The organism is Sorangium sp. So ce834, assembly GCF_051521425.1.
Lineage (GTDB): Bacteria > Myxococcota_A > Polyangia > Polyangiales > Polyangiaceae > Sorangium > Sorangium cellulosum_D.
Map to the genome: position 1 here is coordinate 379,545 of NZ_CP150351.1, position 15,825 is coordinate 395,369.

General features: G+C 71.1%; 8 protein-coding genes. 4 read left to right on the forward strand and 4 right to left on the reverse strand.

The window, feature by feature from the left end; genetic code table 11:
• Positions 1-61 precede the first annotated feature (61 nt).
• Positions 62-1,543 (forward strand): ferritin-like domain-containing protein, encoded by a 1,482-nt coding sequence (locus WMF20_RS01450; RefSeq protein ID WP_437610022.1) that lies wholly within the window; start codon positions 62-64, stop codon positions 1,541-1,543.
• A gap of 40 nt (positions 1,544-1,583) precedes the next feature.
• Here the strand turns inward: WMF20_RS01450 and WMF20_RS01455 are convergent, their stop codons facing one another.
• Both WMF20_RS01455 and WMF20_RS01460 read right to left on the reverse strand, forming a co-directional pair.
• The gene (locus WMF20_RS01455) at positions 1,584-2,564 is read right to left on the reverse strand and encodes a 2-dehydropantoate 2-reductase (RefSeq protein WP_437610024.1); all 981 of its coding nucleotides are present in this window, start codon (positions 2,562-2,564) and stop codon (positions 1,584-1,586) included.
• A gap of 99 nt (positions 2,565-2,663) precedes the next feature.
• Positions 2,664-4,250 carry an FAD-dependent monooxygenase gene (locus tag WMF20_RS01460; RefSeq protein ID WP_437610026.1) on the reverse strand — a complete coding sequence of 529 codons (1,587 nt, stop codon included), beginning with the start codon at positions 4,248-4,250 and terminating at the stop codon, positions 2,664-2,666.
• A 204-nt stretch (positions 4,251-4,454) separates the two neighbouring features.
• Between WMF20_RS01460 and WMF20_RS01465 the strand changes: the two genes are divergently transcribed.
• Positions 4,455-5,123, forward strand: a complete 669-nt coding sequence (locus WMF20_RS01465) for a TetR/AcrR family transcriptional regulator (protein WP_437610028.1) — start codon at positions 4,455-4,457, stop codon at positions 5,121-5,123.
• 228 nt (positions 5,124-5,351) lie between these two features.
• On the opposite strand, the gene WMF20_RS01470 is transcribed toward WMF20_RS01465, so the two are convergent.
• Positions 5,352-6,251: a hypothetical protein gene (locus WMF20_RS01470; RefSeq protein ID WP_437610030.1), complete on the reverse strand. Its 900-nt coding sequence runs from the start codon at positions 6,249-6,251 to the stop codon at positions 5,352-5,354.
• 413 nt (positions 6,252-6,664) lie between these two features.
• Here WMF20_RS01470 and WMF20_RS01475 point away from each other — a divergent pair, with 413 nt between their 5' ends.
• Entirely contained in the window at positions 6,665-12,145 is a 5,481-nt protein-coding gene (locus WMF20_RS01475; RefSeq protein WP_437610032.1) for a DNRLRE domain-containing protein, read from the forward strand.
• 191 nt (positions 12,146-12,336) lie between these two features.
• Positions 12,337-14,028 (forward strand): VWA domain-containing protein, encoded by a 1,692-nt coding sequence (locus WMF20_RS01480; protein ID WP_437610034.1) that lies wholly within the window; start codon positions 12,337-12,339, stop codon positions 14,026-14,028.
• A 133-nt stretch (positions 14,029-14,161) separates the two neighbouring features.
• Here WMF20_RS01480 and WMF20_RS01485 read toward each other — a convergent pair whose 3' ends face one another.
• On the reverse strand, positions 14,162-15,151 hold the full coding sequence (locus WMF20_RS01485) for an AraC family transcriptional regulator ligand-binding domain-containing protein (protein ID WP_437610036.1): 990 nt from the start codon (positions 15,149-15,151) through the stop codon (positions 14,162-14,164).
• Positions 15,152-15,825: the final 674 nt, after the last annotated feature.

Sequence of the window (15,825 nt, forward strand, 5' to 3'; positions counted from 1 at the left end):
AGAAGGTGCGCGATGCTGAGTCATCCACCGCCCCCAGCAAACCCGCACAAGAGGGTCAGCCATGCTCAAAGCAAGCTTGATTCATCGTGGTTTTCTCGCCCCCACGTTCGCGCCGCTGCGCGCCTCGATCTGGGCCGCCCTGGGCCTCACGGCGTCCGCGTGCGGCGGCCACGTCACGGTGGACCCCGCGAGCGGCGGCGGCGAAGGCGGCGGCGCGACCGGCTCGACCGGCGCGGCGGACCCCGCCTTCGTGTGCGACGGCGCCGTGCCGCTGCCCCTGCCGAACGGGGCGCACAGCGGCTATGCCAGGTGCCCTGACGGCACGGTTCATCGCGTCGAGGCCGTCGCCTGTGAGGGCTGGTTGCCGGCGTGCCAGGGCCTCGAGGACGATTTCTTGTGCAAGACCGACGCCGACTGCACGGAGAAGCCCGGCGGGATGTGCGGCTCGCACCGTGTCGACAACGTCGACGGCACGGTGTGGTTCTGCGGCTGCGTGTACCCCTGCGCCACGGACCAGGACTGCAACCCCGGCGAGGCCTGCGTGTGCACCGGCGTCTTACCGACCGTTTTTGCGTTTCCGACGTGCGTGTCCGCGGGCTGCCGCACCAACGACGATTGCGCGAGCGGCGAGTGCGGCGTCTCCTTGTTCAACGACGGGTGCGAAGTTGAGCTGGATCTCGCCTGCCGCGCCCCCGGCGATGCGTGCCGCACAGACGCCGACTGCAGGGCCGGATTCGAGCAGTGCGCTGCGCCTGACGGCGAGGGCGCGTGGGCGTGCCGGCCGCCGAGCTGCGCCATCGGCCGGCCGCTGGCCGTCGAGGGCCGAGCGCGCACCGCGGGCGGCGCGGCGCGCTCCGACTGGACCTCTGCCTCGCTCACCCCCGAGACCACGGGGCTCTGCGGCGACGTGCGCGCCGCGCTCGCCGCGCACTGGCGCGACGTCGCCGCGCTCGAGCACGCGTCGATCGCGAGCTTCGCGCGGTTCTCGCTGGAGCTGCTCGCGCTCGGCGCGCCGCCGGCCCTGCTCGCCGGCGCGCAGCGGGCGGCGATGGACGAGGTCGCCCACGCGCGCGCCGCGTACACGCTCGCGAGCGCGTACGCCGGCGCCGCGCTCGGCCCGGGGCCGCTCGACGTGACGGGCGTCGCCCCGGCCACCTCGGCCGCGGCGATCGTGGCGGCGCTGGTCGAGGAGGCGTGCGTCGGCGAGACCGTCGGCGCCGCCGAGGCGCGCGCGCTCGCCGGGATCGTGCGCGATCCGGCGCTCGCCGGGGCGTACGAGCGCTTCGCGGAGGACGAAGGGCGGCACGCGGAGCTGGGGTGGCGAGCGCTCGCCTGGCTGCTGCGCGGCGCCGGCGACGATCTTCGGGCGGTGGCGGCGAGCGCCTTCGAGCGCGCCGTCGCGCGGATGAGCGCCGATCCGGACATCGCGCCCGGCGCCGTCGCCCCCGAGCACGGCCTGCTGTCGCGCGCGATGATGGGCGCGCTGCGGCGGCAGGCGCTCGCCGAGGTGGTCGAGCCGTGCCGCCGCGCGCTGCTCGGGTAGCCCGGCGGCGAGCCGGGAACGAGCGGGCTTCGCTCGAGGATCAACCGGCGACCAGGCCGCGCGTGCGGCCGCACAGCCGCGTCAGCCCGAGCAAGCCGTCGATGGTCGGCGTGGGCACGCCGGTCAGCTTGCCGATCTCGTGCACCACGGTCACCAGCGCGTCGATCTCCAGCGGCTTGCCGGCCTCCGCGTCCTGCAGCATCGATGTCTTGAACGCGCCGAGCTTGCGCGTGACCTCCATCCGGTCCTCTCCGCTCTGCGCGATGGGGCAGCCGATCCTCGCGCCGATCGCCGCCGCTTCCTCCATCGCCTCGAGACAGAAGCCGCGCACCAGCGGATCATCGAGGATCCGGTCGCACGTCGCGCCGGTGAGCACCGACACCGGGTTCATCGTCATGTTGCCCCACAGCTTGTACCAGACGTCCGTCCGGATATCGGCGCTCGCCTCGGCGTCGAAGCCGGCGCGCTGCAGCAGCTTGACCAGCGCGGCCACCCGGTCCGAGTGTCCGCCGGCCGGCTCGCCGAGGAGCAGGCGATTGCCGAGGCCGACGCGCACGAGCCCCGGCTCCGGGCTGGAGCCCGACAGGTGCACGACGCAGCCGATCACCTGGCGGAGCGGGATGGCGCGCGGCAGGACGCCGCCCGGGTCGAGCGACCGGAGCCGGGCGCCGGCATACGGCACGTTCTCGGGCGCGAAGAACCACCACGGCACGCCGTTCATCGCGGGGACGACGATCGTGTCCGGGCGCAGCAGCGGCGCGATCCGCGCGGCGACGTCGGTCAGCGCGGTGGCCTTGACCGCGATGAGCACGACGTCCTGCGCGCCGAGCGCGGCTGGATCCGGCGCAGCGCGGATCGGCACGCTGGTGATCTCTTCCCGGATTTGCAGCAGCAAGCCGCGTCGCTGCACGGCGGCGAGGTTCTCTCCGCGCGCGACGGCGCTGACGTCGCAGCCGGCCGTGGCCAGCCGGGCGCCGAGCAGCCCGCCGATGGCTCCGAGACCGTAAACGGCGATCTTCATGATGTCCCGGCATCATAGCCCTCGCTCGGCCCCCTCGCGGCCGGCTCCGGGACGATCGCGGGGCTCCTCGCGTCGCCGAGCCGCTGAGCTCGCATCGACCTACGGGGCGACACGCTCGGGCCGGCGCGCGGCGGACGACACCTGCGCGAGCGCATCGGCGAGCGCGCCGCGCGGATCCGCCGGCAGGTCGATCGAGCGCCACGCCACGTAGCCGTCCGGGCGCACCAGAGACGCGCCCCCGGCCCCGATCCCGAACGCCCTCCGGAACGCTCCCTCCTCGACCGGGCGCACATCAACGCCGACGTGAACGCATTCGAGCGCGACGCCCAGCCGCTCGACGGCGTGCGCCGCGGCGGGGCCCCACCGCGCGTCCTCGGCGAGCAGCACCCAGGTTCGCTGGAACAGATCGAGCGTGGACAGCCGCTCGCCGCCCCTCGCCACCCACGCGTGCGGCGCGCGCGTGCCCGGCTGACCCGCCCATCGCTCGGGCCGCATCGCCGGCGGGAGCCCGTCGCCCGCGCCGAGCACCGCGGTCGATCGGTACAGCTGACCGAGCTCCATCGCATCGTCGTCGATGATCGGCACGCCCGCGGCGGCCCCGCCCGCGTGTGCCTTGTAGTCGGCCCGGGCGAAGATCTGGTCGTGCCGGAGCCACGCGATCGGGCGTCGCTCGGCGTCGTAGGTGTCGAGCAGCTCTTTCGTCGACGCGCCCGACAGGACCGCAGACAGCTTCCACGCGAGGTTATGGGTGTCCTCGATGCCGGTGTTCGCGCCATAACCGCCGCGGCTCGGCGGCAGGGTGTGCGCGGCGTCCCCGGCGAGGAATACCCTGCCGGACGCGAAGCGATCCGCGATCAGGCCGCTCATCTCCCATCGTCCGGTGGTGACGATCTCGAAGTCCAGGTCCGACCTGCCGATCGCCCTCGATATCATCGCCCTCAGCGCGCCCGCGTCGCGCTCCTCGTCGTCCCAGAACATCAGGATCCAGCGGCCATCGCCGTAGGTGGTGAGGAATGCCTTGAACCCCGGCTGCTCGATCGCGAACTGCGTGACCCCCGTCCGGCGGTACTCCTCGAGCGGAGCCCGGAACAGGACGCTGCGCACCGTCTGGATGTGGCCCCGCCCCGAGCGGCCGATCCCGAGCGCCTCGCGGATCGGGCTGCGGTGGCCGTCCGCCGCCACCAGGTAGTCCGCGCGCATCGCGTACGCTCGCCCGCCGCGCTCGCGCAGCCATGCGGTCACCCCGTCGGCGTCCTGCTCGAAGCGGACCAGCTCGGTCTCGAGCCTGACCTCGGCGCCGAGCTCGGCCGCCCTGTCCCGGAGCATGGGCTCGAGACGATCCTGGGCGAGGGCGGCGCCCGCGCACGGCGAGAGCTCGATCGAGGGCGCCCCCTGCTCCCCGGGCGTCCACGGGAGCTCTTCGAACCACGCCCCGGCGAGGCTCTCGACCCGGGCTCGGCGCAGCCGGAAGGTGGGCGGCACCTGCGGGATGCGCGGGCCCAGCCCGACCGCGCGATAGAGCTCCAGCGTCCTCGGCGTGTAGCCGATCGCGCGCGGATGCGGCGAGCTGCCCGCGTGCCGCTCGACCACGACCGCCCGCACACCTCGCCAGGCCAGGAATACCGCGGCCGACAGGCCGACCAAGCTGCCCCCGACCACGAGCGCCGACGTCGATTCTACGTGCATGATGACCGTCCTTTGATACAGTGTATCACTTCGATACACTGTATCGCGCCCGATTTGTTGTCAACCGCGCTCCGATGCGAACAAGACCGGGGCATGACCGCACGGCAGAAGAAAGCGCGCGCGACCGGCGCCTCCTCCCTCCTCTGGGAGCGTCCGGAGCCCGTCCCCCGTCCCGCGCCCGGACCGCTGAGCAGAGAGCGGATCGTGCGCGCCGCCATCGCGCTCGCCGACGCGGAAGGCCTCGCCGCGGTGTCGCTGCGCAAGGTCGGGGCCTCGCTCGACGCCGGTCCGATGCGCCTCTACGGGTACCTGGACACGAAGGAGGAGCTGCTCGAGCTCATGGTGGACGCGGTGTACGGGGAGATGGCGTCCGCCGGGCCGATCCCCGGCGGCTTTCGCGAGGCGCTCCGGACGATCGCCCACCGCACCCGGCGGGCCGCCAGGGAGCATGCGTGGTTCATCGATCTGCTGGGCGGCCGGCCGCATCTCGGTCCGAACGCCCTCGCGCACATCGAGGCCTCGTTCGCCGCGCTGAGCGGGGCTCCGGGCTTCGAGGACATCGATGCCGTCATGCTGGCCGTCGGGACCGTCAACGCCTATGTGATCGGCGCCATCCGCGGCGAGGCCGACGAGCTGCGCGCCGAGCTCGCGAGCGGCATGAGCCAGGGCGAATGGCAGCGAGCGTCGTACGCGTACATCCACCGGATGATCGCCACCGGCCGCTTCCCGACGCTCGCCAAGGTGGTCCGGGACGCGTCGCACCCGCCAGCCGACGTCGTGTTCGACTGGGGCCTCGATTGCGTGCTCGACGGCATCGAGGCGCGGCTCTCGCGCGGAGCGAAGGCGGGCGCAGGCGCTCGCGAGCGGCGGTAGCCGCGGCCTTGCCCCCGGTCGTGGATCTCCCGGGGGCGCGCCGGACCGACACGTTCGCGCGGGCGTCGAGCCTGTCGGGAGCGGACCTGCCGATGGTCATGGCGACCGGAGAGCGCGAGGGGAGAGGGCGCTGGCGCGCTGGGATGCGGCACCGCGCATTTGACGGCGTGCCCTCGCACATGCAACGGATCTCGGCCACGGCATCGTCATGGCCGCCGTGGCCTGCGATCAGCTGCCCTTGCAGACGTCGGCGCAGGTGCCCGTCGCGTCGACGCACGCGGATGACGCGCAGTCCGAATCGAAGGAGCAGGGCGCGCCGGCGGCGCCGAGCGGCGCGCACGTGGCGCCATCGCACGCCGTGCCGGCCGCGCAGTCTTCGTCCGACGCGCATGGACCGCCCGCCTGCTCCCGCGCCTGGCACGTATCGTCCTCGCCGCAGCGGAGCTCCTCCTGGCAGTCGAGGCTTCGCTTGCACGACCCGCCCACGGCGAGCCGCGGCGCGCACGTCCCCTCGTCGGGCGGCGAGGGCTGGTCGCACCGGAGCGCCTCGTCGCAGTCGAACGCCGACGAGCACGGCTCTCCGGCCGCCGCCCTCGCCTTGCACGCCGACGTCGTCTGCCCGCTCGCGTCGGTGCTGCGCACGCAGCGGTCCCGGGCGCAATCCCAGTCCGTGGCGCACGCCCCGCCCTCGGGCACGGCGCCGTCCCACGCACCGAGGCAGGACGGCGTGAACCCGTCGTTCACCCCCAAGAGCACGCCCAGGATCTGAAGCTCGGCGCAGGGGGCCGCGTCCACCTCGGCGAGGCACGCCTCCGCCTTTTCCGGGACGAAGGTGCCGTTCACCTCGCCTCCGCCGGTGACCGCGACGAGGATCGCTTCGAGCTCCGAGGCGCATGCGTCGGCAGAGCTCGCGTCCAAGCCATGCGCGGCCCGGGTCGCCGCGTCGCAGCACGCGAAGGTGCGGTCGCAGAGGGCCTTCGCATACCTGGAGAGGAAATCGGTGCCTGTCGGCGCCGGCCCTCCGCTGCTCGCCCCCGTCTCGTCGTCCCCGCACCCGGGCACGGCGGACATCGCGACCGCGAAGGCCGATAGGAGCGTCGCGAGCAAGACAGGTCGATGCGTGCGCATGAAGAACCTCCTCGGTCCGATCTTAGATGGATCCGCCGGAGCCGAGCCAGCGTGAGCTCCATGACAGGCCTCGGATCTCCTCGCCGAAGCGGGGGGAGGACCCGATGTCGAGGTGATGCGCAAAAGCCCCAGGGAGGCGGAGATCGTGGGAGGTTGTGCCGACGGCCCCTGGCCTGGCGCGATTTGTCGCCGCGTGGCGCGAGTTGTCGCCTTCGCGATCGGTTTACAGCCGAGTACACAGATGTTCGCAATGGGAGAGCGCCTATGTCTGCGCGAGCAGGCCGGGCGAGAGCGGATTCGCTTCGTCTCCTCCCGTCAACAACGGCGTCGAGGGCTTATTCATGACGAGTCTAAGATCCATACTGCTACGTCAGGTCGCACAATCACGCGCTGCCCCATGGCGCGCGGGGCGCTTGCCGCTCCTCGCGTGCCTGGGCGCGCTCACGACCGCCTGCACGGCCGGCGCCGACGATCCGGTCGCGCTGGACGGGCCCGTCGGTCAGGCGGAACAGGCGCTGTGCGCGCCGGACGACGTGGCCTGCAACGACACGACCATCCACGACTGGCCGACGTGGTCCCAGCAGCCCGACCGGCCGGACGCCGTCATCGAGGGGGAGGCCCCGGACGCCGGCACAGGCACGTTCCAGGTGCAGGCGTGCGATCCGAGCCAGCTCGGCAAGCTGCCGGAGAACCCGAACCCGAAGGGCGCCGACCTCCAGAACATCACCACGAACTTCCACGTCCTCCAGTCGATCCAGCTCCTCGCGTCGATCGTCAACAAGACGGCCGAGGCGATCAACGGCCTCAAGACGGAGCCGGCCGCGGACGCGGACAAGGGCACGTGCGTCTGCAGCCAGCAGGTGTCCTCCCAGTGCCTGAACGTCATCCAGCAGGACAAGACCACGTACGAGGAGTGCCTCGACTTCTGCGACCCGAGCTCGTCTTCGGCGGACCCGTGCAGCACCGGCGTCCTCGTGTGGCTCTCCAACGATATCCAGCAGACCCAGGCGGGCAAGGCCAAGTGGGCGCTCAGCACGGTGAAGTGGCTCGACAAGATCGCCGGCCAGATCGGCGGCGGTCAGTTCGCCAATTTCCTGAGCCAGTTCGGCGGCGAGCTCGACAACATCAGCGAGGTGATGTCGAAGATCCAGTGCTACATCGACCAGTACACCGAGGGGTACCACCTCGGCAGCTACTCGGACCAGCGGCCCGACCTGCACATGTGCATTCCGTGGGCCGGACACGGCGCGTACGCCAACCTGTCGGACAGCGACCGGTGGGGCATCGGCGGCCGCTACACGTCGCACACCCTGAGCAAGGAGCGCCGCGCCCAGATGCGCACCGGCGGCTTCGCCGTGACCGCGTTCGGCGAGACGCTGAGCATCCTGCCAGGGATGGAGTTCAACATGCAGCTTGACGGTTACAAGTGGTTCAACCGTGAAGCTCCCCTCGGCATCGAGGAGCTCGGCCACCTCGCCGGCGGCGGGGTCAGCCTCGACGCCGCGAAGAAGCTCGGCGTCTTCTACCTCGCGGACGAGGACCAGATGACGTCGCTCGACAGCGACGGCGACGGCCGCGTCTCCCCGCAGGAGTTCCTGATCGGCACCTACATGCCGTTCGACTACACGCCGACCGACGGCGTCCCGGCCCAGCTCACCTGGCCCCGCGACGGCGCGGAGGCGATCGAGGACTGGGAGGGGAAGTCGGCCGCGCTCCTCGCCGCGGCGCTCAACCTCGACCTGCGGCTGAAGCCGATCGAGAAGGAGCTGACGCCGATCCCCCTCCCGCCGGTCCCCGGCGCGTACCTCATCCCGTACTTCAAGCTCGGCGCAGGGGTGAAGTGGTACGACGAGGCTTATTTCATGCGCAGGCGCCTGCAGGAGGCGCTCAACAAGAACACGTCGCACAAGATCTCCGATCTCGACTTCAACCGCGACATGCACGGCTTCCAGGCGCCGGACGTGACCGCGGAGGCCGGGACGCAGGTGTCGGTGAGGCCGGAGGTGGGCGCGAAGCTCTTCCTCGGCGTGCCGATCGGCAAGCTCCTGAAGGTGGGCGTGGAGGCCAGCATCGGCTTCTCGGTCGATATCAAGCCGAAGGGCTCCGGCGGCGTGGTCGACCTCAACGCCTCGCTCGAGCAGGCGCTCGTGAACAGCAACCCGAACGAGGACCTCGAGTGCAAGCCCGTCTTCTCCTACAAGGATGAGGCGTCCTGCTCGAACAAGTACATCCCCGAGTCGTCGCTGAACCTCGCCTGCTCCCCGCTCGACACGAAGAACTCCTGCTGCATCACCTTCGTCAACGGCAGCCGCGCCTGCCTCGACGACTGGACGGGGATCACGCAGGATCAGTGCAGCCCGTCCAAGCTCTCGTACGCGCTGTTCTCGACCTTCCTGAAGGAGAAGGACGCGAAGACGTACAAGAGCATCTTCCAGCAGGGCTTCACGACCCAGTGGAGCGCGAACAAGTCGTGCGAGGAGTGCGCGAACGACGGTACCTGCCCGAACAGCCTGCGCGCGCCCGCGCTGCCCGAGATCTCGGCGTGCACCAAGCGCGGCGTGTGCTGCCTGCCCGCGGTCTCTTCGCCCTACGGCCTCGCCTACTCGCTGTCGCTCACGGACGGCACGTTCGGCGGCTCCCGCTTCCTCCAGCCCGCCGACCTCGCCTACGATCGCAGCGGAAACCGCCTCTTCGTCGCGGATCGGACCGCCATCCGCCGCATCAACCTGCAGACCGGCCAGGTGACGACGATCGCCGGGTCGACCGCGGCGGGCAACGTCGACGGGGTCGGGACCGCCGCGCGGTTCAACACGATCTCGGGGATCACGTACGACGCGGGCTCGCTCTACATCGCCGATCGCGGCGCTCGCTCGGTCCGCAAGCTCAACCTGAGCACGAACCAGGTGACCACGATCGCGGATCGGACGGTGTTCCTGACGCCGCGGGACGTCGCCGTGCACGACGGCGCCCTCTTCGCCACCGACAGCGGCGCCCGCACGCTGATCCGCATCCCGCTCCCGTCGGGCACGGCCACCACCGTGGCCGGCACGTCGGGCCAGACCGGGGGCACCGACGGCATCGGCTCGGCGGCCCGGTTCTCGGAGCCGACCAACATCGTCGCCGACGGGCGCGGCAGGCTGTACATCAGCGACACGCTCAACAACACGCTGCGGCGGTTCGACGTCGCGTCGGCGGCGGTCACCACCGTGGCCGGGACCAGCGGCTCGGCGGGCTCCGCGGACGGCATCGGCTCGGCCGCGCGGTTCACCGCGCCGAAGGGGCTCACCGTCGACAGCGCGGGTCACGTGCTCGTCGTCGACGGCAACAAGCCCGGTCGCGTGCGGCGCTTCGACCCGGAGACCTCCGCCGTGACGACCGTCTCCGGTGCTCCCGGCACCGTGGCGACGGACGGCCTGGCCGACGACGCGATCTTCGAGCTGCCCTCCGGCGTGGCCGTGCTCCCGACCGGCGACATCTACGTGAGCGACACGACCCCTGCGACGGTCCGCAAGATCAGCGGCGACTGCGACTCGGGCATCCCCGGCGCCGTCGTGTTCGACGTCACGGAGGCCGAGTGCCCCGGCAACTTCGACGCGTACAGCTGCCTGTCGGAGACCAAGGCCGACGCCACGGAGTGGCAGGGGCCCGGGTGCCACCCGCTCCAGACGGGCTTCCCGTCGGCGTGCGGCTGCACCTCGAACGCCGATTGCGCGAGCGGCGAGACGTGCGATGTCCAGGCGAAGCAGTGCACCGTCGGCGGGACGCCCGTCGACTGCGTCTGCACCGCGCAGAGCACCTGCCCGAACCAGCCCGGCCGCGCCTGCGTGAACGGGGCGTGCGCCCGGCACTGCACCTACAACCCCTCGACGGCGAACACGGCCTGCGGCCAGAACGAGGTCTGCACGCCCGGCGGCACGTGCGAGCCGAAGGCCGGCCCGAACGTGCCTTATGCCGAGGAGGTGATCTGGGGCATGAAGAACGGGGATGACCCCACCCACGCGATCGCGACGTACGGCCTGACCGAGATCGAGCTCATCGCCGCGCTCAACGCGGGCATCCACGTGGGCCTCGAGGCGAAGCTGTTCAAGAAGTGGAAGAAGTTCACGCTGTGGAAGTGGCGCCGGACCTTCGATATCGGCTCGGTCTCGAAGTACAAGTTCCAGCCCGGGCTCGAGGCCACCTACCAGTGGGACACCTCGCCGCTCGGCGAGATCACCAACTACCAGCCCGGCGAGGTCACGCGGTACGCGCAGGTGAACGCGTCGACGGCCGACTTCCTCGAGTGGTGCAAGGACGAGCTGCCGCTCCACGCGGCGGACCCGCTGCCCCCCACCACCGATGACGTGGTCGGCGGCGTGGAGGACGTCGTGAACTTCGGCTTCGACGTGGGCGAGACGGTCTCGTCGGCCGAGAACCTCTGCATCAACGGCCAGCCCATGACGGACTGGCTGCAGGACCAGGACGCGCTCACCCAGACGTTCGTGACCGGGACCTGCTCGTACGTCGGCCCGCAGACCGGCTCGCGCGGGAGCCTCACCTTCCCGTGCCAGGAGTCGCATCGCCACCTGCTCAAGCACTGGGGGTGCCTCGACACGCAGCGCACGGCCACGTCCATCCAGCTGGCCATCGGCGACTTCAGCGGCGCCGTGGTCAACCCCGGCACGGCCCACTTCGACCTGACCAAGGTCCTCGTCGACCCGGACGCCGGCCTCGAGGCGGAGAACCTGGTGAAGCGGACCGCCGCGTCCGAGGCGTGGCTCGCCGAGGTGGAGACCTGCTTCGACGACCACTACGAGGACACGATCCCCTGCGCGTGCCAGACGGACGCGGACTGCACCACCGGCCCTGGGCAGACCTGCGTGAGCGGGACGTGCCAGACGCCGGAGAACACGGTCGCCGAGTGCTCCGTCGTGGAGAACACGGGCGTCACCGTCGAGCGGTGCTGCGGCGACGGCGTGCAGCAGGCCTCGGAGCAGTGCGACGACGGCAACACCGTGAGCGGCGACGGCTGCTCGGCGCTCTGCAAGCCGGAGTCGAAGGGCGCGTGCTGCCGGTCGGGCGGCTGCACCGACCTCGGCCAGGGCGGCATCAGCTCCGGCCAGAGCTGCGCGAGCGCCGGCGGCTACTTCATCAGCGGCTACAGCTGCGCCGAGGTCGACGCGTGCGGCAGCGAGCCTGTCGGCGCTTGCCACGAGGCCGACGGGACCTGCCACGACCCGACCTTCCAGTCGCAGTGCGCGGCGGTGCCGGGGGCGGTGTTCACCGTCAACGGGGCCTGCGAGAACCCGGTCCAGACGCTGACGCTGCAGCCCGGCAGCGAGGGCGTCGACGCGACCATCACCAGCATGACCGGGGCCACTGGCAACAACTCCGGCAACACCGTCAACCTGACCGCGGGGTCGTGGACGGCGAGCAACGTCTGGTACCGGAACCGGAGCCTGCTCCGCTTCGATCTCTCGACCATCCCGGCGGGCGCCACGATCGAGCGGGCGCGCCTGAGCCTGTACGCGGACCCCGACGCGCGCCTCTACGGCCAGGGGACGTTCAACCCGTATTCCCCGGGGCACGTGACGGTCGGCGGCTCCAACGCCTTCCTGATCCAGCGCATCACCGCCGCCTGGCAGGAGAACACGGTGACGTGGAACAACCAGCCGGCCGTGTCGACGGTCCACCAGGTGCTCCTGCCGCAGAGCACGTCGAGCAGCCAGGACTACGAGAACATCGACGTGACCGCGCTCGTGCGAGACATGCTCAGCCCGTCGTCGAGCAACAACGGATTCATGATCCGGCTCGACAGCGAGGCGAACAGCTACCGCGAGGTCTCGTTCACGTCGAGCGACTACGCGACCGACCACCGGCGTCCGAAGCTCGAGGTCCTGTACCGCAACCCGTGAGAGCCGGCGTCGCCGGTCCGGTCAAGTAGGCAGGGTGGCGGGCCGCCGTCTGCGAGGCGGCGCCCGCTGCCCCGCCCATCCCGCCGCGCCTGATCGACGAAGGCGTATCGGCCCGGCGACGCCGCTCCCGTTCGCTCTTCAGCTTCTGTTCGTGTCCGAGAATGCAGAGGAATGCAGAGGAAATAGAGACGATGAGAACCGCAATTCGAAATTTCGCAGGCATCACCGGCGGCGTCCTCGCGGGCGTCTTGGGGCTGTCCACGGCGCTGGCTCAGGTCACGCCGCTCGACACAAACCACGTGGTCATCATCGACCGCTCCGGCAGCATGTATGGGACCAACCTCGCCCTCGCGCAGCAGGCGGCGAAGATCTACAAGAACACGCTCGCCTCGAGCAACGTGCCCGCCTCGCAGTCGTTCACCGAGCAGATCGGACTGGCGAGCTACGCGGACACGGCCTCGGAGTCCTTCCCGATCACGCCGCTCCCGGCGTCCGGCTACGACGCTGCCGTGGACGCGCTCGTCGCGAACGGGTCGACGTCGATCGGGGCGGGCCTCGAGCAGGCGCTCGACATGCTCACCACGGAGAACCCGACCAAGGGGCCGCGCGAGTGCGTCGTCCTCCTGTCCGACGGGCAGCACAACACGCCGCCGGCGCCGAGCGACTTCTTCTCGGACTACTTCAACCGCGTGGACGAGGTCCACTCGATCGCGCTCGGGGCGGGGGCGGACGAGGCGATGATGAGCGACATCGCGACGAACTACGGGACCTCGCCCGGGCTCTTCATGCGCGCCGACGTCAGCTCCGACATCGACCAGCTCGAGCTGCTCGGCGCGTTCAACCGCATGGCGAACGACTGCCGCGAGGGCGGCATGATCGATCAGGGGCTGAACCGGCTCTCACCGGTGGGCTTGCCGGGGGAGATGTCGTGCACCGAGACGTACGTCTCGGCCGCTCAGATCGTGGATTTCACGATGATCTTCCTGGGCAGCGCCGCCCCCAGCGTGCACCTGATTCCGCCGTCGCAGCACCCGGAGGCCGAGATCAGCGAGACGAGCTACGGGTCGTCGAGCTCCGACCTGACCTTCTTCTCGGCCAACAATTTCAAGCGCTTCTCGCTGAACCTCACGCAGTCGTACGAGGAGGGCTTCTGGCAGTTCTGCGCCGTCAACAACTCGCCGTCGGACATCTATCTCTATTCCGCCGTGTCGACGCTGATCGACGACATCCAGCTCCAGGTCACCACGAACGGCCTGAACGTCGGGTCGCAGCCGCTGGTCGTCGAGGCCGCGGTGAGCCACCTGGGCGCCCCGGTGACGGGCGCCGCGGTCAGCGCCGAGATGACGGCGCCGAGCGGCGCGGTCACGCCGCTGACGTTCTATGACGACGGGCTCGCCGCGCACGGCGACTCGGTGGCCAACAACGGCGTCTACTCGCTGAAGTTCAACCAGTTCACCGAGACGGGGAGCCACCAGATCACGGTGTTCGCGGACCACGCCGGCAACTCCACCGTCCCGATGTTCACGCGCCAGCACACGTTCGGGGTCTACAAGAACCCGAGCCCGACGCCGACCTGCCAGAGCCTCGGCCAGGCGGGCCCGGCGACCACGGCCACGGTGAACGGCACGGCGTGCTTCCAGATCGACCCGGCGGACTACCCGACGGGGTGGACGCCGGCGAACCTGTGGCTCCAGGTGACGTCGATGGATGGCGCGCCGCTGAACGGGGTCACCGTGTCCACCAACGGCGGGCCGGCCCAGAGCCCCGCGGCGAACAGCTGGTCGATGCAGCTCTCGACGCCGTTCCCGGGCGCGACGACCCCCGTCGTCTACCAGGTGAGCACGACGGCCAGCCGGCAGCTCCAGCTGGCGTGGCATCCGTGAGCGCCGCCGCGCCTCCGGCGCGGGCCTGCCGTCGCGGCGCCCGCGCGGGCGGCCGCGGATGACCACGCGGCCGCGGCGCCGGCGGGCCCCGGCCTTCCGGCGCCGCGGCGGGTCTACCGGCGTTGCGGCGGGTCTACCGGCGCCGCAGCGCGCGGGACGCGGAGCGGGCGCTCGCGTACCCGAGCTCGGTGGCGAGCGCGTGCCGCGAGGGGGTGGCGATGGTCAGGTACCGATCCACGAGCGCGGCGCGCGTCTCCGCGAGGAGCGCGCGGTGCGACGTGCCCTGTTCCCGCAGCTGCCGCTGGAGCGTGCGTGGGCTCACGCCCATGCGCACGGCGACCTGGTCGATGTTCGGGTTGCCCTCGGCGATGCACTCGCGGAGCGCGTGGCGGACCTCGGCGACGAAGCCGGACGGCGCGGCGGGCGGCGGCGCGTCGACCCGGCGTTGCTGCTGGAGCCGCAGCTGCGCGAGCTCCTCGAGGATCTCGCACAGCCGGGGGTCGGCGGAGCGGAACGGCATCTCCAGGTGCTCCCGCCGGAAGACCAGCTCGTCGCAGGGGGCGCCGAATTCGACCGGCGCGTCGAAGATCTGCTCGTAGGCGCCTGTGCTTCCTCGGCGATGGTGCCGGAAGCGCACGGCCAGCGGGCGGACGTGCTCGCCGGAGAACGTCCGCGCCCGGAGCACGGTCATGCCGGCGAGGAGCTCCGACACGGCGGGCAGCCCGTTGGGCGCGACGTGGCGGAAGCGCGCGCGGGCGCCGTCCACGCTCAAGCTCAGCTCGCCGGAGTCGGCGAGCAGCGGGGCGAAGCGGATGAAGCGGGAGAGCGCCGCGCCGAAGCTTTCGCTGTTCCGCGACAGGTAGTCGAGGATGTCGAGCGTGCCGACGTCGAGCGTCTCGGCGACGCGGAGCCCGAGCAGGGGATCGCCGCTCACCCGTTCGGCGGACGACCAGACGTACCGCGCTGCGCTCAAGGGGATCGGCACGCCGCGCTGGCTGAGGGCCCCCGGCGGAAGCGCCGCGCCTCGCAGGACCGCATCGAGCGGCAGGCCGAGCTTCGGCGCGGCGGAGATGAGGAGCAGGATGAAGTCGGAAAACGCGGGCGGCGCCGGCTCTTTGCGCACAGTTCCTCACAAATGCAAAGACATAGAAGATAGAGGGAGGTCGGCGGCCTTGCAACCCGGGCGGGCGTCGGGGGCGTGCGTTCTCGCGGACGCCACGCCCGCGCCATGCCCTCGCGATGCGCCCGCCTCGCCGGCGCGCCGTCGCTATTCCCCCGCCGTCTTCGACGACACCGACGACGACACCGACGAGGCCTTCACAGCCCTCTTCACGCCCGATGGGGTCCTCGAGGACCCGTGGGTACCCCGCCATCGCGCGGGAGGAAGGCCATCCTCAGCTTCCTCCGCGCGGGCAAGCAGAAGGCCAGCCATCCGAACCGAGCTAGGCCGCGGACGGGCGAATCCGAGTTGACGTCCGATTTGTGACCGCTAACATATGTAGCCTCGTTCTTCCGTCTTGCCGCGCGCGAGGCGGCCGCCCTTCTCCCTTCGTGAGCGCTGCGACCACCCGGCCGGCGTGACACGAGGGTGAAGGGTGTGGGGTTTAGGGGGCCGTGTCGTGCCCACAGGCACTTCGTGCCAGCTCGTCGACCTCGTTCGAGGCACGCGGAAGCTCAGTCATTCATTCTCCGCTCTATCTCTGGTGAAGAACTACACCAGTGACGGCGGCGCCCGCTCTGGCGAAATCGAGATCTCTTGCCGTGTCGGGTGTTGGCCGGAGCCCCTACACGCGAGAC

Coding starts and splice junctions, on each gene's coding strand:
- WMF20_RS01480 (WP_437610034.1), top strand. CDS start 12,337: ATGAGAACCGCAATTCGAAATTTCGCAGGCATCACCGGCGGCGTCCTC.
- WMF20_RS01460 (WP_437610026.1), bottom strand. CDS start 4,250: ATGCACGTAGAATCGACGTCGGCGCTCGTGGTCGGGGGCAGCTTGGTC.
- WMF20_RS01455 (WP_437610024.1), bottom strand. CDS start 2,564: ATGAAGATCGCCGTTTACGGTCTCGGAGCCATCGGCGGGCTGCTCGGC.
- WMF20_RS01450 (WP_437610022.1), top strand. CDS start 62: ATGCTCAAAGCAAGCTTGATTCATCGTGGTTTTCTCGCCCCCACGTTC.
- WMF20_RS01470 (WP_437610030.1), bottom strand. CDS start 6,251: ATGCGCACGCATCGACCTGTCTTGCTCGCGACGCTCCTATCGGCCTTC.